This is a genomic window from Kribbella solani (genome assembly GCF_014205295.1).
Taxonomy (GTDB): domain Bacteria; phylum Actinomycetota; class Actinomycetes; order Propionibacteriales; family Kribbellaceae; genus Kribbella; species Kribbella solani.
The window spans coordinates 978,321-1,003,968 of the sequence record NZ_JACHNF010000001.1; the positions used below are offsets into that span (position 1 = coordinate 978,321).

The window sequence follows — 25,648 nt, forward strand, 5'->3', positions numbered from 1 at the left end:
TCACTCCTTCGGCGCGAACGCGCTGACCGGGGGCACCACGTTGTACGCCCCCATGGCGACCGCGGTCTTGGCATCGCTGAGGTAGACGCTGTTCTCCCGGTACCACGGGTCGAACCAGGCGTTGTCGACCAGCCACTTGCTGACCGCCTGCATAGCGGCCGGGAGCTGTGCTTCGGGAGCGGACTGAGCAGCGGCCAGCAGCTTGTCGAGCTCTGGGTCACCGGCCTTCAGCGGGTTCCACGGCGACTTCCGGGTGACCGCCTTCTGGATGTCCTGCCAGGCGGACTGACTGCCCAGCGTCATGAACGCGACCGGGTACTTCCCGGACAGGATCGCCGGAATGATCGCGTTCGCCGGTACCTTCACCCACTTCACCGTGATCCCGATCGCGCCCAGCTGCTGCTCGATGATCGCGTTGTACTGCGCGAACCCGGGCGACTCCGGCATCGTGATCGTGAACCCACTCGCGTACCCGGCCTCGGCGAGCAGCTGCTTCGCCTTCGCCACGTCGTAGTTGTAGATCCCGTCCAGCGCCTTGTCGTACCCGTCACCGGCCGCGTTGAAGATCTGCGTCGTCAGCGTGCCCTGACCGTGGGAGACGTTCTTCAGGATCGCTTCGCGGTCGAACGCGTAGTTGATCGCCTTCCGTACCCGCAGGTCCTTCAGCGCCGGAACCAGCTTCCCATCGCGGTCCATCAACATCAGACCGTTCCAGTTCACCGGCGTGGTGTTGACGGTCAGACCACTGCGTTTGGCGTCCGCAAGGGAGTTGGTGTCGGTGATGGTGGCGTTCACCTGACCGGACTTGAGCGCGTTCAGCCGGGCGGTGAGGTCGTTCATCGGCTTGATCACGATCTTGTCGTACGGGAAGGCGGCGGCGTTCCAGTAGTCCGGATTCCGCTTGTACGTATAGGTGCTTCCGGCAACCGTTCCGGCCCGGTCCAGCACGTACGGCCCGCTGCCGACCGGGGTGGTCGCGACCTCTTTCGTCTTCAGCGACTTCGGGCTCGCCATCACACCGCCGACGCTGGCCAGGTAGTCGATCAGACCTGGATCGGGTGTCTTCAGCTTCAGGTTCAGCTCGGTCGGGCTGACGATCTGGTACGTGGCGATCGACCGGCTCATGTACGAGTTCTGCCCGGTACCGGCCGCCAGGTTGGTCAGGTTGTCCTTCACCACGGTCGCGTCGAAGGCCGTACCGTCGGTGAACTTCACGCCGCTCTTCAGCTTCAGGTTGAGCGTGGTGCGCTTCGCGTCGTACGCCCAGGAGGTCGCGAGCCAGGGCTTGAGCTGATTGTCCTTGCCGCGGGACAGCAACGTGTCGAAGACCGGTGACCAGTACTGCATCTGGTTGCCGATGTTCAGCTGGGTCGGGTCGAACGAGTTGTTGTCCAGGGCGTTGGCGATGGTCAGGGTCTTGGCGGCGGTCCCCCCGGCGCCGGCGCCGGAACAGGCACCGGCGCCGGCGACCAGGGCGGCGGCGGCCAGAACAGCACCGCAGCGGCGGATGAGCATGCTGAGCTCCTTAGGGTGCGGTGAACCGAACCTCGGCGCTGGGCTCGAACCCGATACGCCAGCTCTTGATCCAGATCGGTCCGGATGGGATGAACGGGTCGGTGTACAGCTGCCAGTCGCGTTCGCTCGCCGCAGGCGGACGAGTACTCCAACCGGCAATCGATCCAGCCGTCGGACACGTGACCGCGACCAGCCCGGCACGGACCTCGACCTCGGGTGTTTCAGTGCACGGCCGTCGACCGTCCGGGCGCCACTCGGCCAGCAGCTCGGCTTCGGGTCTGCCACCGAGATCACCGACCTGGTCCAGCCAGTCGTCGAGCGCATCCGACAACCGCTGCTGAACGTCGGCGTACTCGGGGCGGCCGGCCAGGTTGAGTTCCTCGTGCGGATCGGCCTCGACGTCGTACAGTTCTTCGGGCGCACGCTTGCCAGCGGCAACAATCGACCGCTGCAACTCGGTCAGGATCGACGGCGCCACCCCGAACGCCAGCTGCTGCCGCGCCTCCTGCGCGAAGAGCCGTCGCAGTTCTTTCCAGGTCCACAGATTGTCCGGGTACTCGGTATGCGCCATCGAGGACCGGTCCGGATGCAGATGCCGCGTGTACCGGAAGTGCCGGTCGCGGACCGTCCGCGAGGTGTCCTCCGCCTCACCGATCCGGTCCCGCGCACCGACGACGTACGGGCTGACCCGGCCGGGCTGGCCGGCATTGTCGACAATCACCTCACCGTGCAGGTGCTCCGGCACTTCGAGCCCGCACAGCGCCAGCATCGTCGGCGCGAGATCCATCAACGCGACCGGTTCGGCGTACGTCGAACCCGCCCGGATCTTCGCGGGCCAGCGCATGATCAACGGTTCGCGGAACCCGAGCTCCGTCGCCCACCGTTTGCCGCGCGGCATCCCGAGCCCGTGATCACTCCAGAAGACGACAATCGTATTGTCGGCAATCCCATCGTCGTCGAGCTGGTCGAGCAGTCCGCCGGCCCAATGGTCCAGTTGGCTGATCAGTTCGAGATACCGCCGCCACGACTTGCGGTACACCTCGGTGTCCGGGTGGTATGGCGGCACCTCGACCTGCTCCACTCGCCGCGCGTCCGGTGTCTTCGCCGCGAACTCCTCGTCGCTCAGGTAGAGCTGCGACTCATGCGTGATCAGGCTGTGGAACGCCATGAAGAACGGCTGCTCCGGATCGTCGCGTAGCCGCCAGTGCGCATGATCGCCGAGCTCGTCGTACACCGGATCGGGGACGTCGAGCTGGAAGTCGGTGAACGCGGTGTTGCCGGTCCAGTAGCCCGCGGCCCGGAAGTACTCCGGCAGCAGCTTGACCTCCGGCGGGGGAGTGGCCCGCGTACGCATGTGCATGGTGCCGATCGCGGGCGGGAAGCAGCCGGTGATGATCGCGCTGCGGGACGGACCGCAGACCGGCGCCGCCGAGAACGCGCGGTCGAAGCGCAGACCGTCGGCGGCCAGCGCGTCGAGGCGTGGCGTCCGCGCCTGCTCGGCGCCCGGCCAGCTGCCGGCGTAGCAGCCGAGATGCGGATTGATGTCGTGGGTGCTGATCCACAGGACGTTCGGCCTGGAATTGGGCATGGGTGTGCTCCTGAAGGGCGACCGCGCCGTCCGGCGTGGTCAGTCGACGGCGCGAATGCGACGCTCGGAACCGCGACGCTGCAACTCCGCGCGAAGCTCGATGCACCAGGCGACGTGCTGGTCCATGTACTGCGAACCGAGCTCGTGCGTCCGCTCCTCGACCAGGGCCTGCAGGCCGGCGTCGAACGGCAGCTCGGGCTCCTCGGGGACGCTGCGGTCCCGGTCCCGGAAGCGCTTGATCTGCAGCTGCCGGGCGAGGATCTCCCGATCGAGCAGCTCGATCACCTGGTCGGACTGGAGGAAGCCGCAGAATGCGAGCCGCCCGTAGAACCCGGGATCCCTGGTGTAGAGGGTGGCCGGGGAGTACGGAGCCGTCAGCCAGTCCATGAACACCGTGATCCCTTCGTCGGTGACCCGGTAGGTCTTGGCGTCCTGGGCGCCCGGCCGGGGCTCGACCGTGTGCCAGACCCAGCCGCGCTCCTCCATCGACGACAGGCAGCGGTAGACCTGGCTCATCTGGGTGTTGGGCCGCAGGAACGTCCCGCGGGCGTCCATGTACCGCTTCAGGTCGTACCCGGTGCTCGGGCGCATCAGCAGCACGCCGAGAAGGATGTGCTCGAGCTTCACGATCGCCTCCGGACGGTATGCCACAAGTGGAATACCCGAGAGGACACCACAAGTGGAATACCCCGTCAAGAGTTCGATCCTCGTCCGGTTATGGACATCGCTTACCAATCAGCAGTCGCCGGGCGTAGGTTTCTCCTTCATGGCCATGTTCGACCTTTCCCTCGACAAGCTCCGCGAGTACCGGCCCGACGTGGCCGCTCCCGCCGACCTGGTCGACTTCTGGCGCCGTTCGATCGAGAAGGCGCGCACCGAGGACCTGTCCGCTTCGTTCACCCCGATCGACAACAAGCTCGCGGTGATCGACACCTACGACGTCAGCTACGCCGGCTTCGGCGGCGCGCCGGTCAAGGGCTGGCTGCACGTGCCGGCCGGAGCCACCGGTCCGCTCCCGACCGTCGTGCAGTACCACGGGTACTCCGGCGGCCGTGGCTTCGCGCACGCGACCACGCTGTGGGCGCAGGCCGGGTACGCGCACTTCGTGATGGACACCCGCGGTCAGGGCTACAGCTCCGGCGGACTCAGCGGTACGCCGGACGCGAGCCCGTACGCGGGCCTGAACCACACGCCGGGCTTCATGACCGCGGGCATCACCGACCCGGAGACGTACTACTACCGGCGCGTGTTCATCGACGCGGTCCGGGCCCTGGACGCGGTCAGGACGTCCCCGCTGGTGGACCCGGACAAGATCATCGTCACCGGCGGCAGTCAGGGCGGCGGGATCTCGATCGCGGCCGCCGGTCTCGCGCCGCTGGCCGGGATCGAACTGCTCGGCTGCGCTCCGGACGTCCCGTTCCTGTGCCACTTCCAGCGGGCGCTGGAGATCACCGACAAGGACCCGTACGGGGAGATCGCCCGGTACCTGAAGGGCTTCCGGCACGACGTCGACGCGGCGCTGACCACGCTGAGCTACTTCGACGGCGTCAACCTCGGCCGGCTGGCCACGGCGCCGGCGCTGTTCTCGGTCGCGCTGATGGACCCGATCTGCCCGCCGTCGACGGTGTTCGCCGCGTACAACCACTACGGCAGCGAGCAGAAGGACATCGAGGTGTACCACTACAACACCCACGAAGGCGGTCAGACGTACCAGGACGTCGCGCAGCTGGACTGGTTCGCGAAGATCTTCGGGGCGGCCGCGGCGAAATAATCGCTCGACCGATGAGTTTTCGGCCCGGGCGTCGTTACACGGTCATACGCGTCGGTCAGACTGGGACCGACCGGACCAGTGGAGGCCGTGGATGGACTGGAAACTCGAGCTCGTGATCGTGCCGGTATCGGACGTCGATCGGGCGAAGAAGTTCTACACCGAACAGCTCGGGTTCGCCGAGGACGTCGACCACCGGGCCGGGGACTCGTTCCGGGTCGTGCAGCTGACCCCGCCGGGGTCGGCCTGCTCGATCACGATCGGGACCGGGCTGACCACGGCGGCACCGGGCACGTACCAGGGGCTGCACCTGGTGGTGAACGACATCGAGGCGGCGCGCGCCGAGCTGGTGGAGCGTGGGGTCGAGGTGAGCGAGCCGTTCCACTTCTCCGCGCAGGGCAAGCAGGACGGCCTCTCGCCGAACCGGGCCGACTACGAGACGTTCCTGTCGCTGGAGGACCCGGACGGCAACAACTGGCAGATCCAGGAGGTCGGCCGGGTCAAGGCGTGACGGCACGCCGGTCCGGGGGAGCTGCCATGACTGCTTCGGGTGCCGGCCGGTCGGTGGAGGCGGCGGCGTTCGCGGGTGACGAGACCGCGTTCGCCGCGCTCGCCGAGCAGCACCGGCGCGAGTTGCACGTACATTGCTATCGGATGCTCGCGTCTTTCGACGACGCCGAGGACGCCGTCCAGGAAACCTTGCTGCGCGCCTGGCGCGGTCTCGATCAGTACGACGGGCGTACGTACTTCCGCGCCTGGCTGTACCGCATCGCCACCAACGTCTGCATCGACCTCACTCGGGGACGTACGCGCCGCATGTCCACGCCCGAGGCGAGGCGTGGTTCCGCGGGGGAGTTGGAGGGAGTGACCAGGCGTGGTTCTCCGGGTGATCTGGTTTGGTTGCAGCCGTATCCGGATCGGCTGCTGGACGAGGTCGCGCCGCCGGCCGATCAGCCGGACGCGGTCGTGGTGGACCGGGAGACGATCGAGCTGGCATTCCTGATCGCCCTGCAGGCGCTGCCCGCCCGGCAACGCGCGGCGCTGATCGCTCGCGACGTGCTCGGCTGGTCCGCCGCGGACACCGCCGGCCTCCTCGAAACCACCGTCGCCGCCGCGAACAGCGCGCTGCAACGAGCCCGCGCGACGATGCAGCAACGGCTCCCCGCGCGCCGTACGGACTGGACCGCGCCGCAACCGACCGCGGCAGAGCGAGAGATCCTGGACCGCTTCATCGACGCCCACGAACGCTGCGACACCGAGGCAGCCATCGCGATCGCCGCCGAGGACCTCCGCGTCACCATGCCACCGGACCGGCTGAGCTTCGACGGCCTCGCCGCCTGCCTGCCCCTCTTCGAGCGCGCCTTCGGCCCGAACCGCGACGGCGACTGGCGCCTGGTACCCACCTCCGCCAACCGCCTCCCCGCCGCGGCCTCCTACTTACGCCGCCCCGGCGACACCTTGTACCGCGCCTTCAAACTGGACGTCCTCCAGATCAACGCCGGCCGAATCACCGAGATCACCACGTTCGGCGCCTCCCGGTTCCCTGCTTTCAACCTGCCCGACCACTTGTAGCAAGCGCACGACCCAGGCCTGGTTGGGTAGTGTGGTGGGGTGCCGGATGTCAGCTCGCAGGGTTCTGGGTATCGAAGCCGAAACTCCACCGCCGATCGGGCGCTGGACATCCTGCTGCTGTTCGACGACGACACTCTCGTACTCTCCGGCGCCCGCGTGGCCGACCATCTGCAGGTCGCGCGGTCGACCGCCTACCGGTACCTGCAGAGCCTTACCTCGATGGGCTTCCTGGAGGAGAACGACGGCGGCGGCTTCCGGCTGGGCCCGCGGGTGCTCGATCTGGCCCGGCTCGCGCGCAAGGGTGTCGGCCTCTCGGAGCTCGCTCAGCCGGTGATGCGGGAGCTGGCCCGTACCACCGGATTCCCGGTGCTGCTCACCCGTCGAACGGGTTCCGCGGTCGTGTGCCTGGAACGCGAGGACGCCAATCAGGCCTTGCGGCTGTCCTACGAGCGGGGCGAGATCCTGCCGCTGAACGCCGGGGCGGCGGCGCTGGTGCTGCTGGCGTGGGCGCCGGAGCAGGTGATCGACGAGGTTCTCGACGCTCCGCTGCCTCGCTTCACCGAAGCGACCATCACCGATCCCAAGCAGTTGCGGTCCCGGCTGGCCGAGATCCGGGACCACGAGTACGTCAGCAGCAGGGCAGAGCTTGATAGGGACGTGCTCGGCATCGCGGCCCCGGTTCGCGGTCTGGGTGGCGAGGTGGTGGCGGCGATCAGTGTCGCCGCGCTGTCACACCGGATCTCCGACGAGGAACTGCCGGCCGTCGGGCAGCTGGTGACCAAGGCCGCCGAGCAGCTGTCGGTCCAGGTTGCCCGGATGGAGATTGCCTGATCAGTCGGCCGGCCAGAAGATCCGTCGCAGCTCGGCGCGGATGTTCCGGGCGCCCGAGTCATAGTTGGACAAGGCAACCAGTGACCGGTCCTGGTCGGGGAACACGTCGAGGAACGACGAGATGCCGGGACCGCCACCACCGTGGCCGTAACTCACCACGTCATGTTCGGTGTGCACCTGAAAGCCCAGTGTGTAGAGGGCCCCGCCGATCCGGCTGATGCCGTCAGTGCTGTCGAGCAGCGTCGCCTTCACCTTTGCCCCGACCAACCTGTCGTTCCGGAGCGCGTCGCCGAACCGCGTGAGGTCGATCGCGCTGCAGTAGCCTCCGCCCGCGGGCGCCCCGCGCCGCGGCAACGTGTCGAGGTGCGGAACTCTCGGACCGACGACCGCGCCGGCCGCGGTGTAGTTGGTGTAACCAATCGCTTCGTCGGTCAGCTCGTCGGCGCTGGGGAACCTGCTCGCCGTCATCCGCGCGACGTCGAAGACGTGCTCGCGGACGTAGTCGAAGTACGAGCGTCCGGTCTTGGCCTCGATGATGGCACCCAGCACGATGAAACCGCCGTTGCTGTACTGGAAGCGGCTGCCCGGCTCGAACAGCAGCGGGTCGTCGTGGATCAGGGCCAGGTGATCGTCGACGGTTTCGAGGGTTTCGCGCGCGCCGGCGAAGAACCGGTCGTTGAAGAAGTCGCCCAGTCCGCTGGTGTGGTGCAGCACCTGCCGGATCGTGATCCGGGAGGTGAGGTCCAGGCGGAAGCCAGGTAGATGGGTGGCGACGGTGTCGTCCAGGTCGAGCAGATTCTGCTCGGCAAGCTGGCCGATGCAGACCGACGTCATCATCTTGTTCATCGAGCCGACGTTGAAGGGCGTACCGGACAGGTTCGGCCGCTCGGTCTCCCGGTCCGCCCAGCCGTACGCGCTCTCGTAGAGGACGTCGTCGGCCTGGGTCAGACGTACGACGCCGGAGAAGAGGTCCGCGTCCCACAGCTCCTGCAAGTAGCTGGTGGCCTGAGTGATTCGGCTGTCGAGATTGCCTTCGGCGGGCAGCCAGTCCGGCGCGCTCGCCGGTTCCAAGTCGAAAGCGTCGACGGTGGAATCGTCGCCGATGCGCACCGTGAGCTCGTACCAGTTCCGGATCAGCGGAGCGAACAGCAGGCACCGGATCCGATTGGTGCCGTCGGCATCGATGCTCATGATCATCAGCTCGCCGGTCGACTTGGCCATCGCCAGCAGGTTGACGGCGGCCGTGGCCGGATCGGCGGAGGACTCCGGCCGGGCCGGAGTGGGCGGCGACGGCAGGTCTCCCTGCCAAGCGACGGTCAGGAACGCCGTCAGCTCGGCGGGATCACCTGAGTTGATGGCCGCGATCAATGCGCGGACGAGGTCTTTTCCGTACTTGTCGGTCACCCTTCGATGATTGCAGCGAGGGCAGTTGCCGGTGTTGTGACTTCAGCCAACGGCGGACCGGCGGCGATGGTCAGATCCGACTAATCGGCCCGGCCGCGCAGCGTGGTGAGTTGGACGAGCACCGCCAGCCTGGATCTCGGGTCGTCCAGGTCGACCTGGCCGATCTCCTGGATCCGCTTCAGGCGGTAGCGAAGCGTGTTCGGATGGACCTTCATCGCGGCCGCCGCCGCGGCGACATCGCCGAACGCGTCCAGGTAGATGCTGAGTGAGTCGGTCAGGTCGGTTCCGTTCTCCGCGTCGTACGCGTGGAGCCGTGCGACCGGACCGCTCCGGCGGTCCTGCTCGTCGTCGAGCAGGTCACCCAGCTGGTCGAGCACGGTCTCCAGGTAGACGTCGTCGAAGGTGGCCACCGCCGCGCGTCCCGCGTCGCGCAGTACACGCACGGTCCGCTCGGCCTCGGACCGGGATCGGCCCACTCCCTGGCGCGACGGCGCGGGACCGCCGATGCCGATGACCGTCGGCGCCCGATCGCCCATCCGGGCCACGAAGTCGGCCGCGGTCGCCTGGATGCGGCTGACGCCGTGACCGGGGGTTTTGCTCGCGGAGATCGAGACCACCGCGTAGACCATCGCTCCGATCACCGCGACCGCCGAATGCGGGTGGATGGCGGTCAGGTGCAGGTCGAGTGAGATCGCCAGCCGCTGGCTGTCCGCCTCGAACGTGGCGCCGGTGGTTCCCAACGGCTGGCACGCGAGCACACAGAGCGGACCGGGCTTCAACCCCAGGCGGGCAGCCGCGTCGCTCGCTCCGTCGCCGTCCTCAAGGACCGTGCGCAGGAGCTCGGCGCTGAGTCGCCGGCCGAGGTCGTGCGCGCTCCGTTGCCGGAGGATGTGCAACGCGGCCAGCTCGGCCGCGTCGGCCAATGCCTGCAGGCGTTCCGTGGACAACGGCTCTTTGGTTGCCACCCACAACGATCCGAGGATTTCCTCGCCGGCCCGGATCGCCACCGCGACCCGCGGCACCATGGTCGCGTCGAAACCGGGGACCAGGATCGGTTCGCGACTGCGGTGCAGCTCGCGGAAGACGCCCATCTCCTCGAGCTGCTGCCGCGCCTGCGGTGGCACGCGCCGTTCGAGCACGGCCTGGATCCGCTCGCGATCGGCCTCGGCCTGCCGGCCGGAGAAGGCCAGCACCCGCGACGCCGGGTCCTCCACCGTGACCGGCGCGTCCATCAGGGCGCTGACGGCGTTCGCGAACGCGAACAGGTCCCCGACCGGGTTGCTGTCGTGCAGTTCACCGTCGATCATCAGCCAGCGCTCGAGCATGGCGTGCAGCAACACCGCGACGTGGAACCAGGACGCGTCACGGGCGAGACCCAGCACGGGTACGCCGTGGGTCTGCGCCGTGGCCCGGATCTTTTCGCTGACCTCGGCCGGGACCTTGATCATCAACGCGGCTGCCTTGCTCACGCTCAGCCGGGCGATGACCTCGCAGATCTCGGCCTCGGTGGCCAACCCGACACCCAGAACGAGTTCACCGGACCCGATCGCCAGTTCGTCGCCGGCGGCAAAGATCGTGACGCCGGCGATCTCGGTCTCGAGGGAACCGGCCGGGGCCAGCACCTCCAGCAGGCTCGGGCCCAGATCCTCGGCCATCCGCCGCAGCCGAACCCGCCCAGGACTCCTCGCGGTGATCGGCATCCGGTCCACGCCTCATCGTAACTGGGCGCCGGTGAGGCTGTCCCGGAGCTCAGCGGTCCACGACTGCGTCAGGCCAGGCTTCGAGAAGCGCGCCGATCGGCCGAGGTGCTGCAACGAGAACGGCTTCAGACTGGCCGGCTGCGAGCCGCTGGTGAGATATCTGGCCAGCTCCAACCCACTTGCCAGGCCGAGCGAGACGCCCATCATGGCGTGACCGGTCGAGACGAAGACATTGCCGTACGGAGCGAGCTGATCGATCACCGGCAACCCGGACGGCAGCATCGGCCGGAGCCCGACCCACTCGTCGGTGATGCTCTGGTCGAGGTCGCCGGCCGGCCAGTTCACCACGTAGGGCGACGCGGCGAGTACCATCGCGCGGATCCGCCGGCGGTCGATGCGCGAGTTCAGGCCACTCAGTTCCATCGTGCCGACAACGCGGGTGGAGTCCTCGTGCGGTGCGATCCCGGTTTTCGCGTCGGCGATGTCGATGACGCGGGTCGGTCGCGGCTCCAGGCCGACGGTGAAGCTGTACCCCTTGCCTGCCTGTAACGGCAGTCGAACACCGAGCAGCCGGGTCAGGAAGGCCGACCAGGAGCCGGCGGCGATGACGACGTGATCCGCCGCGTACACGTCCTGCTGGGTAGCGACCGCGGTCACCCGCTGACCATCGACCTGGAACGCGACCGCCTGCTCGTGCTCGCGGATCGTGCCACCGTTGGCGAGGATCTCCCGGCCGAGCGCGTCGCAGACCGACTTCGGATCGACCAGCAGGTCGCCCCGCATCAGCAGTGCGCTCGCGACCTTCCCGGACAGGATCGGCTCGGCCGACCGGGCTTCGGCACCGTCGAGGACCGAGTAGTCGGCCTTGATCGACAGCGCGGCGAGGAAGCTGAGCTCGTCAGCGGCCTTGGCCGCGCCGGTCGCGTCGCGGAAGACGCGCAGGCTTTCCCCGGACCGGATCGCGAACGGATTGCGCTCGTGCAACTGGTGGAAAAGCTCGACGCTCTCCCCGCCGAGCTGAACCAGGGCGTTGCGGCCGGCCTCGAACGTCGACCGGCCGCCGGCGCGCCAGAAGCCCCACAGCCATTGCACGAAGCCCGGATCGAGCTGGGGCTTCAGGTACACCGGCGATGCCGGCCGGCCCAACGACTTGAGGGTGTACCCAACGATGCCGGGCGCGGGCAGCGGCGCGGTCGTCTTCGGCACGATCCACCCGCCGTTGCCGAACGAGCACCCCATGCCGACCGGGCCTTGGTCGAGGACGGTGACTTCGCATCCGTCGAGGGCCAGATAGTGCGCCACTGACAGGCCGATGACACCAGCACCGACGACAGTGACTCTGGGTTGGCTGGAAATACGATCACCACCTTCGCTGGTCGAGCGATGTCGGAACGACGATCACCCGCGGACCGGGTGAATCCATTGCCTGCTTGAGTACTCCCGCGAGCTCACGTCCGCTCCCGACGCGTTCGGCCGGTACGCCGTACCCGGCTGCGATCGAGCAGAAGTCGATGCCGGAGATGTCGAGCCCGGGTACGGCGGTGATGCCCATCGAGGCGGCGAACGGCCGGAGCGCGCCGTACGTTTCGTTCTGCAGGATCAAGTACGTAACGTCGATGCCGTACCGGGCGGCGGTCCACAGCGCCGGAATGCTGAAGTTGGCGGCGCCGTCCCCGATCAGGGCGACGACCTTCCGGTCCGGGGACGCCAGTTTCACGCCCAAGGCCCCGGGCATGCCGAAGCCCAGACCACCCGCGGCCGCGAAGTAGTAACTGCCCTGATCGGCGAGGTTGATCGTGTCCCAGAACGCGTCCGTCGTCGACGTCGACTCGGTCACGTAGATCGTCGAATCGGGAACGACCGAGTTGAGCGTGTCGAACACGCGCGCCGGGGCGACCGGCCAGTTGTCTTCGTCCTGCCGAGGCCCGGACGTTCGCCGGGGGACTGATGCCGCACCGGTCTCGGGGAGTCGTTCGATCAGTCCGGCCAAGGCGCTGGGGATGTCGCAGACGTACGCGTCACCGGCCCAGGCTCGCGCGGCTTCGCCCGGGTCCGAGGTCAGCTGGATCAGCGACGTCCCGTCCGGCAGGATCGGGCCGGGCTGGTAGTGGTGGTACCGGAAGACCGGTGCACCGATGACCAAGATCAGGTCATGCCCGGCCAGTACGTCGGCGAGGCCCCGCATCGAAGTCGGCAGTACGCCCTGGAAGCGCGGGTGCCGGGTCGGGAACGGACAGCGGTACGGCGACGGGGCGATCCACGTCGGGACCGACGCGCGATCGGCGAGCGTCACCGCGAGTTCGTTCGCCTCGGTCGCGTCGACGTCGCCGCCGAGGACCAGCGCGGGCCGGGTGGCGGCCCGCAGCCGGGCCACGATGTGATCGAGGTCCTCCGCTGCCAGGCGGCCGCCGTGCCGGACCTGCCGGTCCGCGATCGATGGCGCGTCGGCGTCGAGCTCCTGATCCCAGTCGTCGTACGGGATCGAGAGGTAGACCGGTCCGCGGGGCGGGCCCATCGCGGTGTGGACGGCCTGCGCCATCGAGCGCGGCACGTCGGCCGGCAGCGCCGGTTCGAGGGCCAGTTTCACCAGCGGCTGCGGCAGGACAGTGGCCTGGACGTTGCTGAGCATCGCCTCGCCGCCCAGGTGCGCGCGAACCTGTTGCCCGGCGGTGACCACCAGCGGGCTGTGGGCGTACCACGCGTTCGTGAGCGCGCCCATGGCGTTGCCGGTGCCGGCTGCCGAGTGCAGGTTCACCAGGGCCGGCGCGTTCGACGCCTGGGCGAAGCCGTCGGCGATGCCGACCACGACGCCTTCGTTCAGCCCCAGTACATAGTTGAAGTCCGGCGGCAGCTGCCCGATGAAGGGCAGCTCGTTCGAACCGGGGTTGCCGAAGATCGTCGTCAGGCCGTTCGTACGCAGGACGTCGAAGGTGGCGGACAGTACTGTCTGCATCGAATCCCCTTTGCTGATCGCGGTCTACTCGGCCGGCTCGAGCCGGCACCGGTTGGAGATCGATCCGATCCCCTCGATGCTGGTCTCGACAGTCTGACCGTCGGTCAGGAAGACCTTCGGTGTACGTCCGGCGCCGACGCCACCCGGTGTCCCGGTAGCGATGATGTCACCGGGGCGAAGGGTCAGGATCGTGCTGACATAGCTGACGATGGCGGCGGGTTCGAACAGCAGGTCCGCCGTCGACGCCTTCTGCATGGTGACTCCGTCGACCTTGCACTCGATGGTCAGGCCCAGCGCGTTCACCGGGAGCTCGTCGGGAGTCACCAGGACCGGTCCGACCGGTGTGGTCGCCTCGAACGTCTTGCCGGCCAGGAACTCACGAGTCCGGTGCTGCCAGTCCCGCACGGTGATGTCGTTCAGCACCGTGTACCCGGCGACGGCGTCCAGCGCGTCTGCTTCGGCGGCATGCCGGCAGGCGGAGCCGATCACGATCGCGAGCTCGGCCTCCCAGTCGATCTCGGTACTGACCCGGGGCAGCACGATGTCGTCGGACGGGCCGATCAGGGACTCGCTGAACTTCGCGAACAAGGTGGGGTACTTCGGCCGGTCCCGGCCCATCTCGTCGATGTGGCTGCGGTAGTTCAGCCCGAGGCAGATGATCTTCCCCGGCCTCGGCACCAGCGTCGTCACCTGGAACTCCGTTGCGTTCAGCAACGGACCCGCGGCGGCGGCGTGCGTACGCCAGTCCGGCGCGGCCAGCAAGGCACCCAGATCGTCGAAGGGCAGCGGAACGGCCTGCCCGGCCGGTTCCAGCCGGGCGGCCCTGGTCCGGCCGTTCGTCTCGATGGTCGCCAGCCTCATCGCGTCTCCGATCCACGATTGACAACCCGCCAGGTCGTCGCTTTATAGTCCTGCATATTGGAACAGTAGCACTGAAAAATAGGAGTGCAAGATGGCGATCGTCGAGCTGGGACATACCGGCGTCTGGGTACGGGACCTGGTCGCGATGCGGGACTTCTACGAGCGGGTGCTCGGGCTGACCGTGACCGATCAGGACGACGAGCTGGGGATCGTGTTCTTCTCGTCCAGGCCGGAGGAAGAGCATCACGAGTTCGTGATCCAGCTGGGCCGCACCGCGGCGCCGGACGTCAAGCTGACCCACCAGATCTCGTGGCGGGTCGACTCACTGGCGTCGCTGCGCTCGCTTCATCAGCGCCTGCTCGCGGAAGAGGCCCCGATCCAGCAGGTGGTGACGCACGGGAACGCGTACGGCATCTACTTCTTCGATCCGGAAGGCAACCGGAACGAGCTGTACTGGCACACCGGGGTCGAGGTGGCGCAGCCGTTCCGGCGGTCGATCGACCTGACCCGGACGCCCGAGGAGATCGCCGCCGAGGCGGAGCAGCTGCTGACCGACGGCTCGACCGCCTACCAGCCGGTCGAGTAGTCGCGGCCGCGAATCGCCCGACCCGTCCTTCTCCCGAGAGGCTGACCATGACGATCACCGCGAGCCCAGGATTCGATCAGCACGAATCGGTGGCGTTCCATCACGATCCGGCCAGCGGTCTGCGAGCGTTCGTCGCGGTGCACCGGAAACGCCATGGGCGCGGCTGCGGCGGCATCCGCTACCGGGTGTACGCGAACGAGCAGGCGGCGGTCGACGACGTACTGAGGCTGTCCGCGGCGATGACCCGCAAGGCGGTACTGGCGGAAGTACCCGCCGGTGGAGCGAAGACGTGCATCCTGGCCGACCCGTCGCGTGGAAAGACGGTCGAGTTGCTAGAGGCGATGGGCCGGGTGGTGGAGTCGTACCACGGCAGCTATGTCTGCGCGCCGGATGTCGGCATCACCGCCGACGACCTGACCGTGATCCGGGGCGTCACCGCGCACGTGGTCGGCGTGGGCACCCCGAGCGGGCCGTACACCGCGCGCGGCACGTTCCGGGGCATCGAGACGATGGCGGCCTGGAAGCTCGGCCGCGATTCGCTCGACGGCGTACGGGTGGCGGTGCAGGGTGCCGGGAGCGTCGGCGCCGGTCTGGCGCACCTGCTTACTTCGGCCGGCGCAGTGGTCACCATCGCCGACCTCGACGCCGATCGGGCGAACGCGGTCGCGGCCGAGGTCGGCGCCGAGGTGGTCGACGCCGGAGCGATCCTCGAACTGGCGGCGGACATCCTCGCGCCCTGCGCGCTGGGTGGAATCCTCACGCGGGACACGGTCGAGCGGCTGAAGGTTCAGGCCGTGGTGGGTGCGGCCAACAATCAGCTGGCCGACGCCGCCGCCGGTACCGCTCTGGCCGTCCGGGGTATCGCGTTCGCGCCGGACTTCGTGGTCAGCGCCGGCGGCCTGATCGCCGGTGAGCACGAACTCACCGGCTTCGACGAAGCGGCGGTTCACGGTCACATCGACCGGATCGGCGGCACGCTGCGCCAGATCCTGGAGCTGAGCGCGAGCGCGGGCATCAGCGAGACGGCGGCGGCGGAGCGGATCGTCTCCGAGCGCCTCGCCGCTGCCGATGGGCACTGACATGGCCACCGGCCCGGAGGCCTCCGCCGACTCCGCACCCGTCGTGATCGTCGGTGCGGGGCCGACCGGGCTGGTCACCGCGAACCTCCTCGGCCAAGCCGGCATCGAGACGCTGCTGCTGGAGCGCGAGCCGGATCTGAGCGACGAGCCACGAGCCGTCAGTTTCGACGACGAGTCGCTGCGCTGCTTCCAGCGGGCAGGTCTGCTGCCGGTGCTGGACGGCGTACTCGTCCCCGGCACCGGCACGAAGTACTTCGGCACCGGCGGGCGTCCGCTCTTCTATTCGCGCGGCCCGCGGACACCACCGAACGGGCATCCGATCAAGAGCCCGTTCCAGCAGCCTGAGCTGGAGCGTGCACTCCGTGACGCGCTCAAGAATCACTCGACGGTGACGGTGAACTTCGGGACCGAGGTGACCGGATACTCGCAAGATCCGCTCGGCGTCACGGTGCAGGCCGTACGCCAGGGCGAGCCGGTGACCCAGCGGGCGAGCTACCTGCTCGGCTGCGACGGTGGCCGAAGTTCGATCCGCTCGCTCAGTGGCGCCACGCTGACCGGCTCCTCGTACCAGGACAAGTGGCTGGTGCTCGACACCACCGAGAACCCGTTCCAGTACGACTTCGCCGTCCATCACGGGGATCCCGTTCGGCCGCACGTCATCATCAGCGGGCAGGACGGCAACTGCCGGTACGAGTTCCTGTTGCCGCCGGACTTCAGCGGTGAGGCGAGTCTGGCGATGGCGCGGGAGTTCCTCGCGCCGTACCGGCAGATCAGCGAGGGCCAGATCAAGCGGGCCCGGATCTACTCGTTCCACGCCCTGGTGGCGGACAAATGGCAGCAGGGCAGGGTGTTTCTGCTCGGCGACGCGGCGCACATGATGCCGCCGTTCGCGGGCCAGGGCCTGAACAGCGGTATCCGGGACGCGGACAATCTGGCCTGGAAGATCGCGGCCGTGGTCGGCGGTATGTTCCCGGCGGAGCTGCTGACGACGTACCAGATCGAACGGCGGCCACATGCCGAGGCCATGGTCGAGCTGTCGCAGCGGCTGGGCTCGGTCATCATGACGCGCAGCCGACTGAAGGCAGCGCTGCGTGACCGGGTGGTCGCGGTGATGCTCCGCGTACCAAGAACGCGCAGGTACTTGGAGGCCATGCGGTTCAAGCCCCTGCCCCGGATCTCCGCCGGGTTCAGGTTTGGCCGCCCCAACGATCCGGCCGGGCGCGAGGTGCTCGGACGTTTGCTCCCGCAGCCGACGGTGACCCGATCGGACGGCACCACCGTGCTGCTGGACGAGGTACTGGGGGACGGATTCGCCTTGCTGGCGGTCAATCCCTCGAACGACGAACTGCCCAGCGCGATTCTGGATCGGCCGGTCTGGCAGCGGCTGAGGCCACGACTCGCCGGTCTACGCACCGGCGGCTCCATCCAGTCCGTAGCCGGCGGTCCGGAGATCGTCACCGACGCTGACGGGCTGCTCGCCCCGCTGCTCGGCGGACTCCAGGACGTGATGTTGCTGCTGCGTCCGGACCGGTTCGTGGCCGCGGTCTTCACGGCCGGCGAAGCAGCCGCGATCGAATCCAAGCTCGCCCATTGGCTTGGCCTAGGAGACAACCCATCGCCGGACGGGTTGTGAGAGATCACCAACAGACGGGCCGGGGGAAGTCTCATGCTGAACCCAACCACGAGCCATGCGGGAGAACACAGTGAGCGCACTCTGGAAGGTCACCGCGTTGGCGGGCGGTGTGATGCTGGCCCTCGCGGCCTGCGGAACCGGCGGTTCCTCGACCGGCAACGCCGCGTCCACCGCGAAGCTGGTCAGCGGAGCAACCTTTACCTACTCCACCAGCACCAGCCTCGGTAGCCTCGATCCCTATCAGACGACGCTGAACGACACGTTCGTCTTCGACTCGTTCCTGTACGGCACGCTGATCGTACTCGATGCCAACGGCAACGTTCAGGCGCAGCTGGCGGAGAAGTGGTCGGCCGAGGGAACCAAGAAGGCGACCTTCACCCTGCGCGCGGGCGTGACCTGCTCGGACGGCAGCCGTTTGCAGGCGAGCGACGTCGCCGCGGTGATGAACTACCTCGCCAAGCCGGCCAGCAGGTCTCCCTTGCTGGGCCAGCTGGTACAGCCCGGGACGACCGCGACCGCCGACGACGCGACGCGGACCGTGACCATCACCAGCGGGAAGCCGGATCCGTTCCTGGTCGAGTCCCTCGGGTCGACGCCGATCGTCTGCAAGGCCGCGCTGGAGAATCCGAAGCTCCGGGCCGAGGGGAAGGCCGGCAGCGGCGCGTACAAGATCTCCGAGATCGCGCAGGGCGATCACTACACGGCCGAGCTCCGGACCGACTACGCCTGGGGCCCCGGGGACTGGAAGAGCAACGGGGCGGGCGTGCCCGCGAAGGTGACCGCCCGAGTCGTGTCCAGCCCGACGACCGCCGCGAACCTCTTGCTCTCCGGCGAGCTGAACTCGGCGCGGTTGTCAGGAATCGAGCAGGTGCGGGTGGCGGCCCGGAAGCTCCCGAGCGTCAACACGCAGCTTCCCGCGGAGCTGCTGTTCAACCAGGCGGCCGGTCGCCCGGCCGCGGATCTTGCTGTCCGGACCGCGATCGTCCAGGCGCTCGACCTGGCGAAGATCGGCAAGGTGCTCTCCGGCGACAAGGGTGAGCCGCTGCGTCAGATCCTTCAAGGTGGCGTCCCCAACTACTGTCCGGGGAACACGGTCCAAGGCAACCTCCCGGCCACGGACGTCGCCGCCGCGAAGGCAGCCCTGGACAAGGCGGGCTGGACGGTCGGCGCCGACGGCATCCGGGCGAAGAACGGCCGCCAGCTCGCCTTCGTGATGATCTACAAGTTCACTTCGGGACAACCGACGGCTGCCGCCGAGCTCATTCAGGAGCAGCTGAAGGCGATCGGGGTCAAGGTGACGCCGAAGGTGGTCGACGGCCCGGCGGCGGGCAACGCGCTCGGTACCGACAACTGGGATCTGCTGATGGCGAACCTGCAGGTCAACAACCCGTACGCGTTCGTACCCTCCTTCTCCGGTGCCGCCTTTCCGGACGGTGGCACGAACTTCGGCAGCGCGCACAACGCGGAGTACGACCAACTGACCGCGAAAGCGGCGGCGATGCCGGGCAAGACCGGATGCGAACTGTGGAACCAGGCCGAGGCCGCGCTGGTACGGAACGTCGACATCGTGCCGTTCTACGCGCTGGACACCCCGATCTTCGGCAACCGGGCGACGTTCACGATCGCGCGGTTCGCCTGGTCCATCCAGATGACCGCCAACTGAGCCGGGCGCGAGAATGCTGAGCTCTACGTTCCTGACCCGGCGGATCGGCCGGCTGCTCGTGTCGGTCTGGGTGCTGGTGTCGGCATCCTTCGCGATGATTCACCTCGTCCCCGGCGATCCAGTGCGGTCGGCGCTGGGCTTGACGGCATCGCCCGAGGTGGTCGAGGCCAGGCGCGAGGCGCTCGGCCTGAACAACTCCCTCCCGACGCAGTATGTCGACTACCTGCGCAGCCTCCTGCACGGCGACTTCGGCACCTCCATCGTGTCGAACCTGCCAGTGTCACAAGTGATTCAGGAGCGCCTGCCCGCGAGTCTGCAGCTGGCAGTGCCCGCCTTCGTCGTCCTGATGGTGCTGGCGGTCGTTCTCGGAGTGGTGACCGCGGTCTTGACGCGCGGCGGGCGGCGGCCCGGTCTGCACCTCGGTTACACGGCTGCCAGCACGATCCTCGGGGCGATACCGGACTTCATCCTCGCGGTCGTACTGGTGGCGGTCTTCGCGGTCGGCCTCGGCTGGCTGCCGGTCGCCGGTCGCGACGGCATCAGTTCGTTCATCCTGCCCGTACTGACACTGTCTCTGGGCGCCGCCGCGGTGCTGTCGCGCGTTGTCCGGGCGGAGCTGCTGTCGGTGCTGGACAACGACTTCGTCCGGACCGCCAAGTCAAAACGGCTGCCGGCCCGGATCGTCTATCTACGGCACGCGTTGCCGAATGCGCTCACCGCGACGCTGACCATCGGCGGTCTGCTGCTGGCCGGGCTGGCCGCGGGCATGGTGCTGGTCGAGAACGTCTTCCAGTGGCCGGGCATGGGCACGGTCCTGGTGCAGTCGATCCAGCAGAAGGACTATCCGATGGTGCAGGCGCTGGTACTCGTCTATGGAGGTCTCACCTTGACGATCAACCTCTGCGTCGACCTGCTGCTTGCCTTTCTCGACCCACGGTCGACCGTGAAGGCGAGCTAGGCGATGGCGAGGCATGACTCGGTCTGGCTCCGGATCGTGCGGACGCCGCTCGGCGCCTGCTCGGCCGCGCTACTGGTGCTGGTCCTTGGGACCGCCGTGCTGGCGCCGGTGCTGTGGGGTGACCAGGCCGCCGCCACCGACATCGATGCGCTGTCCCAGGGTCCGTCGGCGGCGCATGTGCTCGGCACCGACTCGTTGGGCCGGGACATTCTCTACCGGCTGCTGGTCGCGACCCGGCTCTCGATCGAGCTCACCCTGGCAGCGACCATCGCCGGTGTCACGCTCGGGCTCCTGCTGGGGCTCGCGCCCTTCGTGCTGGGCCGAGTGCCGGGCCGCTTCGTCACGGCGGTCGTGAACATCGCCGTCGCCTTCCCGGCCCTGCTGCTGGTGCTCTTCTTCGCGGTCGTCTTCGGTACGACGACCCGCGGCGCCGTGCTGGCGCTCGCGGTCGCGATGGCGCCGTTCTACGCACGGCTGACCCAGACGCTGGCCGCTTCGGTGGCCGGCCGGGATTTCGTCGCGGCGGCTCGGGTCGCGGGAGCCGGCCGGTTCCGTACGCTGGTACGCCATATCATCCCCAACATCAGTGGGCAGCTGATCATCAACGCGATGATCGGTGCCGCCGGCAACCTGGTCGCGTTCGCGGGCCTGTCCTTTCTCGGCATCGGCGTGCAGCCCCCGCAGTACGACTGGGGGCGGACGCTGAACGAGGGGCTGCCGGCGATCTACACCAACCCGGCGGCCGCGCTCGCGCCGGCGGTCACCGTGGTGATCGCCGCACTCGCGTTCAACCTGTTCGGCGAAGCCACCGCGCAGGTGATGGGCGTACGGGTTCCGAGTCGCCGCTTTTCCGGCCGGCCTCATCAGGTGCCGAGGACAGAGGAACCCGATCAGGTCAGCGGCGAACCGCTGCTGGCGGTGAAGAACCTCCGGGTGTCCTTTCCGGGGCGCGACGGGTGGACGACGCCGGTGCGTGGTGTCAGCTTCAGCATGGGAGCCGGCGACGCGGTCGGAATCGTCGGGGAGTCCGGCTCGGGCAAGTCCGTCACGGCGCTCGCGGTGGCGAAGCTGATCGAGCGGCCGGGTTCGGTCGTCGCGGACGAACTCAGCTTCGAGGGGAACTCGTTGCTCGGTGCCGCCGACCACCGGCAACGGCGGATGCTCGGCACGTCGCTGGCGATGGTCTTCCAGGATCCGATGGCCTCGCTCAACCCGGCCATGAAGATCGGCCGGCAACTGTCCGAGGTCCCGGTTCAGCACCAGGGCCTCGATCGCAAACGGGCGCTGGACAAGGCGGTCCGCGCGTTGCAGGCGGTCCGGATCCAGGCGGCGGCTCGTCGCGTACGGCAGTATCCGCATCAGCTTTCGGGTGGGATGCGGCAACGGGTGATGATCGCCATGGGGCTGATGGCGACGCCGCGGCTGATCGTGGCCGACGAGCCGACCACCGCGCTCGACGTCACCGTGCAGTGGCAGGTACTGCGCCAACTGCAGGAGGCCCGAGCCGATCAGGGCGCCGGAATCCTGCTCATCTCCCACGACATCAGCGTCATCTCCAGGACCTGCGATCGCGTCCTCGTCATGTACGCCGGCCGGATCGTCGAGGACCTGCCGACGGCCGCCATCTTCACCCGGGCCAGCCATCCGTACACGCGGGCGCTGCTGGCCGCGGTGCCGGATATCGAGACCGACCGTGAGCAGCCACTGGCGGTGATCCCGGGCCGGCCACCGGAACCGGATCAGATACCTGCCGGCTGCGCGTTCGCGGCCCGCTGCCCGGCGGCAGACGCGGTCTGCGGCAGTGATGATCCGGTCCTGATCAGCATCGGCGACCGGCACCGGGTCGCGTGCTGGCACGCACACGATCCCGAGGTGGCAGGATGAACGAGTTCCGGTTCGCCGAGGTCGACGTCCAGTACGGAAGCGGCCGGCAGGCGATGAAGGCGGTCGACCAGGTGTCCCTGGTCGTACCGGCGGGCAAAGTGGTCGGGCTGGTCGGCGAGTCGGGCTCGGGAAAGTCCACGCTGGCCAGGGCCGCGGTCGGTCTGGCGCCGATCAGTGCCGGCCAGGTTCTGCTCGACGGCGTCGACGTCCGCAAGGCCCGTCGGCGTGGCCTGCCGCCGCCGATCCAGCTGATCTTCCAGGATCCTTCCTCCGCGCTCGATCCGCGGATGAGCGTGGGCGCGTCGATCGCCGAAGCGATACCGCGGCCGGTGCGACGGAACCGCGCCACCCGGCAGGCGGAGGTGGCTCGCCTGCTGGAGCTGGTCGGCCTCGACCCGGACCGGATGGCGATGCTGCCCGGGTTGCTGTCCGGCGGCCAGCGGCAACGCGTCGCGTTCGCCCGGGCCCTGGCCGCACGGCCGAGCGTACTGATCGCCGACGAAGTCACGTCCGCGCTGGATGTCTCGGTCCAGGGCGGCGTACTCAACCTGATGCGGGACCTGCAGAGCCGGCTCGGCCTGAGCATGCTGTTCATCTCGCACAACCTGGCAGTGGTGCGGTACATCAGCGACTACATCGCGGTGATGTACCTCGGCCGGATCGTCGAGGCGGGTCCGGTCGACGAAGTACTCAAGGATCCGCGACACCCGTACACCCGCGAGCTGTTCGACGCCGCGCCGCATCGCAACGTGCAGTCCACGCTGCTCGACGACGAGATGCCCGCGGAGCTGGCCACGGTCGAGCCGCCGGATCCGCACCAGCCGCCGCCCGGCTGCCGGTTCCACACCCGGTGTCCGGTCGGCCCGTTGCTGCGGACCGACCGCGACCTCTGCGTGCAGGCCGATCCGCAGGCCGCGGCCGCTGAGCGAGCGCACCAAGCTGCCTGCCATTTCGCCGACAGCCCAGCCGGCAGTCCCGCCGAATCAGCTATCAAGTGAGGTGTGATGACGTGACCGATCATCAAGAGTTGTACGTCGGCGGCGAGTGGGTACGACCGGCGGGCCAGGAGCGGCTGACGGTGCGATCGGCATCCACCGAAGCGATCATCGGGTCCGTTCCGGCCGCGTCCGCGGCGGACGCCGACGCGGCCGTGCGGGCCGCGCGAGCTGTCTGCACGGATCCGGGTGGCTGGTCGGCCTGGCCTCCGGCGCGGCGTGCCGACGTGCTGGACCGCTTCGCCGATGAGCTCGACCGCCGCGCCGAGGACATCATCACCGCGATCTGCCGGCAGAACGGCATGCCGCTCGCCATCGCCCGCCAGATCGAGGCGGGTTCCGCCGCCCGCCTGCTCCGGTACTACGCGCGGCTGATCCGCGAGCTCCCGATCGAGGAGACGCGGCCCGGATTGCTGGTCAAGGAAACCCTGGTACGGCGCCGCCCGATTGGAGTGGTTGCCGCCATCCTGCCGTGGAACGTGCCGCAGACACTGATGTTCGCGAAGGTGGCGCCGGCGTTGGCGGCGGGCTGCCCGATCATCGTGAAGCCGTCGCCGGAGACCGTTCTCGACGCCTACCTGGTGGCCGAAGCCGCCGAAGCAGCCGGGATTCCGCGTGGCGTGCTGAGCATCCTGCCCGGCGGCCGGGAGCTCGGAGCGTACCTCGTCTCGCATCCTGAGGTCGACCGGGTCGCCTTCACCGGTTCCACCGAAGGCGGCCGCGCGGTCGCGGAGGCCTGCGCGCGGCTGCTTCGGCCGGTGTCGCTAGAGCTCGGCGGGAAGTCGGCCGCCATCGTGCTCGACGACGCGGACCTGGAGCCGGACGAAGTCCGCGCGGACCTGTTCGCCGCGACCTTGGCCAACAGCGGTCAGGTCTGCTTCCTCGGCACCCGGGTGCTCGCGCCCCGCAGCCGGTACGCCGAAGTGGTCGAGTTGTTCGAGCAGATCCTCAAGTCCGCTCCGGTGGGTGACCCGCTCGACGAGCGGACGCTGATCGGGCCGATGGTGAGTGCGCGGCAGCGTGATCGGGTGCAGGGCTACATCGAGGCCGGCCGGGCCGACGGCGCACGGGTAGTGGTCGGCGGCGACCGGGTCTCCGGACCTGGCTGGTTCGTTCAGCCCACGCTGTTCGCCGACGTCGACAACTCTGCCCGGATCGCCCAGGAGGAGATCTTCGGGCCGGTCCTGTCGGTGATCCCGTACGACGCGGACGATGACGCGGTCCGGATCGCCAACGACTCGCAGTACGGACTGGGTGGGACTGTCTGGTCTGGCGATCCCGAGCGCGCGCTGGCGGTCGCTTCGCGGGTGCAGACCGGCACGATCGGCATCAACGGGTACGCCCCGGAGCCGACCGCGCCGTTCGGGGGAGTCAAAGCCAGCGGGATCGGCCGGGAGTACGGGCCGGAGGGACTCGCCAGCTATCAGTAACTCCAGTCCGTCTACTTCCCGGCCGGGCGGCCGACCCCGGCCGGCGGGCACTGACCCCGGCCGGGCCGGCGCTGATCACGGCTGGGCCGGCGCTGATCACGGCTGGGCCGGCAGCGTTGGCGCCTCATCCGTCGGTGGGGTGCCGGGCGAGTCCCGGGCCGTGTGACCGTTGCAGGGTCCGGGCGACGGCCTCGGCTTCGCCGAGCACCCGCAACACGTTGCCACCGGCAAGCTTTGTCAGATCCTCGTCGGACCAGCCCCGGCCGGCCAGCGCCGCGAACAGTCGCGGATAGCCGGTCACGTCCGCCAGCCCGCTCGGCAGCGCGTCGCAGCCGTCGTAGTCACCACCGATCCCGAGCTGATCGACGCCGGCGACCTCGCGAATGTGATCCAGGTGCGCGATCACCTGCTCGATGGTCACGACGGGCCGCGGGTGCGTCGCCTGCCACGCCGCGCTGGCCTGGCGCCACTCGAAGAACTCCTGGGAGACGAAGTCGGGAGCGAACGTGGCCATGCACACTCCACCGTTGCCACGCAGACTCTCCAGTACGTCGTCGGGAACGTTCCGCGCGGCCGGGCAGATCGAACGGGCGGACGAATGCGAGAAGATCACCGGCGCCGCGGTGACTCGCAGCGCGTGCCGCATCGTGTCCGCAGACACGTGGGACAGATCGACCAGCATGCCCAGCCGGTTCATCTCCCGGACAACCTCCGTACCGAAGGTGGACAAGCCGTGATGCACCGGTTCGTCGGTGGCCGAGTCCGCCCATGGCGTGTTGGTGTTGTGCGTCAGGGTCAGGTAGCGCACGCCGAGTTGGTACAGCATCCGCAGTGCACCGAGCGAGTTGTCGATCGAATGTCCACCTTCGGCGCCGATCAGCGCCGCGATCCGGCCGTGGGCGAACGCGGTCTCCACGTCCGCGACCGACGTCGCCAGCGCCAGGTCATCGGGGTAGCGGCGAACCATCTCGTACACGCAGTCGATCTGTTCCAGGGTGGCCGTCACGGCCTGCCCGCCCGGGAGAGTGGCCGGTACGAACACCGACCAGAACTGACCGCCGACGAGTCCGGCCCGCAGCCGGGGCAGATCGGTATGAGTGTGGAGCGACGTGTCCGCGCCGATGTCGAGCCGGCCGAAGTCGTAGTCCGTCAACTCGCGAACGGCCCAGGGCAGATCGTTGTGCCCGTCGATCAGTGGCCGCTCGCGAAGCAGCCGATTCACGCGCGT

21 protein-coding genes are annotated in these 25,648 nt (G+C 68.6%); 12 read left to right on the forward strand and 9 right to left on the reverse strand.

Annotated features, from left to right (window positions below):
* The 3 genes from HDA44_RS04255 to HDA44_RS04265 are packed head-to-tail and all read right to left on the reverse strand — an operon-like array spanning position 1 to position 3,730.
* Positions 1-1,515, reverse strand: coding sequence for an ABC transporter substrate-binding protein (locus HDA44_RS04255; RefSeq protein WP_184831503.1), 1,515 nt, complete (start codon positions 1,513-1,515; stop codon positions 1-3).
* Between the two features lie 10 nt (positions 1,516-1,525).
* Positions 1,526-3,103: a sulfatase family protein gene (locus HDA44_RS04260; protein ID WP_184831504.1), complete on the reverse strand. Its 1,578-nt coding sequence runs from the start codon at positions 3,101-3,103 to the stop codon at positions 1,526-1,528.
* Between the two features lie 39 nt (positions 3,104-3,142).
* Positions 3,143-3,730, reverse strand: a complete 588-nt coding sequence (locus HDA44_RS04265; protein WP_184831505.1) for a helix-turn-helix transcriptional regulator — start codon at positions 3,728-3,730, stop codon at positions 3,143-3,145.
* A gap of 139 nt (positions 3,731-3,869) precedes the next feature.
* Here HDA44_RS04265 and HDA44_RS04270 point away from each other — a divergent pair, with 139 nt between their 5' ends.
* From HDA44_RS04270 to HDA44_RS04285, 4 genes are all read left to right on the forward strand, one after another.
* On the forward strand, positions 3,870-4,874 hold the full coding sequence (locus tag HDA44_RS04270) for an acetylxylan esterase (protein ID WP_184831506.1): 1,005 nt from the start codon (positions 3,870-3,872) through the stop codon (positions 4,872-4,874).
* Positions 4,875-4,965: 91 nt separating this feature from the next.
* Complete coding sequence (locus HDA44_RS04275; protein ID WP_184831507.1) at positions 4,966-5,382, forward strand: VOC family protein; 417 nt, start codon at positions 4,966-4,968, stop codon at positions 5,380-5,382.
* Between the two features lie 26 nt (positions 5,383-5,408).
* Positions 5,409-6,443, forward strand: coding sequence for an RNA polymerase subunit sigma-70 (locus HDA44_RS04280; protein WP_184831509.1), 1,035 nt, complete (start codon positions 5,409-5,411; stop codon positions 6,441-6,443).
* Positions 6,444-6,482: 39 nt separating this feature from the next.
* Positions 6,483-7,274 carry an IclR family transcriptional regulator domain-containing protein gene (locus HDA44_RS04285; RefSeq protein ID WP_202887166.1) on the forward strand — a complete coding sequence of 264 codons (792 nt, stop codon included), beginning with the start codon at positions 6,483-6,485 and terminating at the stop codon, positions 7,272-7,274.
* Here HDA44_RS04285 and HDA44_RS04290 read toward each other — a convergent pair whose 3' ends face one another.
* The 5 genes from HDA44_RS04290 to HDA44_RS04310 all read right to left on the reverse strand — a co-directional run bounded on the left by HDA44_RS04290 (position 7,275) and on the right by HDA44_RS04310 (position 14,192).
* Entirely contained in the window at positions 7,275-8,678 is a 1,404-nt protein-coding gene (locus HDA44_RS04290) for a serine hydrolase (protein WP_184831510.1), read from the reverse strand. It lies immediately after the preceding gene.
* Between the two features lie 80 nt (positions 8,679-8,758).
* The gene (locus HDA44_RS04295; protein WP_184831511.1) at positions 8,759-10,333 is read right to left on the reverse strand and encodes a helix-turn-helix domain-containing protein; all 1,575 of its coding nucleotides are present in this window, start codon (positions 10,331-10,333) and stop codon (positions 8,759-8,761) included.
* A 57-nt stretch (positions 10,334-10,390) separates the two neighbouring features.
* Entirely contained in the window at positions 10,391-11,734 is a 1,344-nt protein-coding gene (locus HDA44_RS04300; protein WP_337906814.1) for an NAD(P)/FAD-dependent oxidoreductase, read from the reverse strand.
* A 4-nt stretch (positions 11,735-11,738) separates the two neighbouring features.
* Entirely contained in the window at positions 11,739-13,331 is a 1,593-nt protein-coding gene (gene mdlC, locus HDA44_RS04305; protein WP_184831513.1) for a benzoylformate decarboxylase, read from the reverse strand.
* A gap of 24 nt (positions 13,332-13,355) precedes the next feature.
* The gene (locus tag HDA44_RS04310; RefSeq protein WP_184831514.1) at positions 13,356-14,192 is read right to left on the reverse strand and encodes a fumarylacetoacetate hydrolase family protein; all 837 of its coding nucleotides are present in this window, start codon (positions 14,190-14,192) and stop codon (positions 13,356-13,358) included.
* Positions 14,193-14,283: 91 nt separating this feature from the next.
* Between HDA44_RS04310 and HDA44_RS04315 the strand changes: the two genes are divergently transcribed.
* From HDA44_RS04315 to HDA44_RS04350, 8 genes are all read left to right on the forward strand, one after another.
* Positions 14,284-14,778 carry a VOC family protein gene (locus HDA44_RS04315; RefSeq protein ID WP_184831515.1) on the forward strand — a complete coding sequence of 165 codons (495 nt, stop codon included), beginning with the start codon at positions 14,284-14,286 and terminating at the stop codon, positions 14,776-14,778.
* Positions 14,779-14,825: 47 nt separating this feature from the next.
* Complete coding sequence (locus HDA44_RS04320) at positions 14,826-15,857, forward strand: Glu/Leu/Phe/Val dehydrogenase family protein (protein WP_184831516.1); 1,032 nt, start codon at positions 14,826-14,828, stop codon at positions 15,855-15,857.
* Between the two features lies 1 nt (position 15,858).
* On the forward strand, positions 15,859-17,490 hold the full coding sequence (locus tag HDA44_RS04325; RefSeq protein ID WP_420488550.1) for a bifunctional 3-(3-hydroxy-phenyl)propionate/3-hydroxycinnamic acid hydroxylase: 1,632 nt from the start codon (positions 15,859-15,861) through the stop codon (positions 17,488-17,490).
* Between the two features lie 70 nt (positions 17,491-17,560).
* Positions 17,561-19,153, forward strand: a complete 1,593-nt coding sequence (locus tag HDA44_RS04330; RefSeq protein ID WP_184831520.1) for an ABC transporter substrate-binding protein — start codon at positions 17,561-17,563, stop codon at positions 19,151-19,153.
* 13 nt (positions 19,154-19,166) lie between these two features.
* Positions 19,167-20,111, forward strand: a complete 945-nt coding sequence (locus HDA44_RS04335) for an ABC transporter permease (RefSeq protein WP_184831522.1) — start codon at positions 19,167-19,169, stop codon at positions 20,109-20,111.
* Between the two features lie 3 nt (positions 20,112-20,114).
* On the forward strand, positions 20,115-21,995 hold the full coding sequence (locus tag HDA44_RS04340; RefSeq protein WP_184831524.1) for a dipeptide/oligopeptide/nickel ABC transporter permease/ATP-binding protein: 1,881 nt from the start codon (positions 20,115-20,117) through the stop codon (positions 21,993-21,995).
* Positions 21,992-22,993, forward strand: coding sequence for an ABC transporter ATP-binding protein (locus tag HDA44_RS04345; RefSeq protein WP_184831526.1), 1,002 nt, complete (start codon positions 21,992-21,994; stop codon positions 22,991-22,993). Before HDA44_RS04340 ends, HDA44_RS04345 begins: the two co-directional genes overlap by 4 nt.
* Positions 22,994-23,004: 11 nt before the next feature.
* Positions 23,005-24,420, forward strand: coding sequence for an aldehyde dehydrogenase family protein (locus HDA44_RS04350; RefSeq protein WP_184831528.1), 1,416 nt, complete (start codon positions 23,005-23,007; stop codon positions 24,418-24,420).
* Between the two features lie 124 nt (positions 24,421-24,544).
* Here the strand turns inward: HDA44_RS04350 and HDA44_RS04355 are convergent, their stop codons facing one another.
* Positions 24,545-25,642, reverse strand: a complete 1,098-nt coding sequence (locus HDA44_RS04355) for a dipeptidase (protein WP_337905625.1) — start codon at positions 25,640-25,642, stop codon at positions 24,545-24,547.
* Positions 25,643-25,648: the final 6 nt, after the last annotated feature.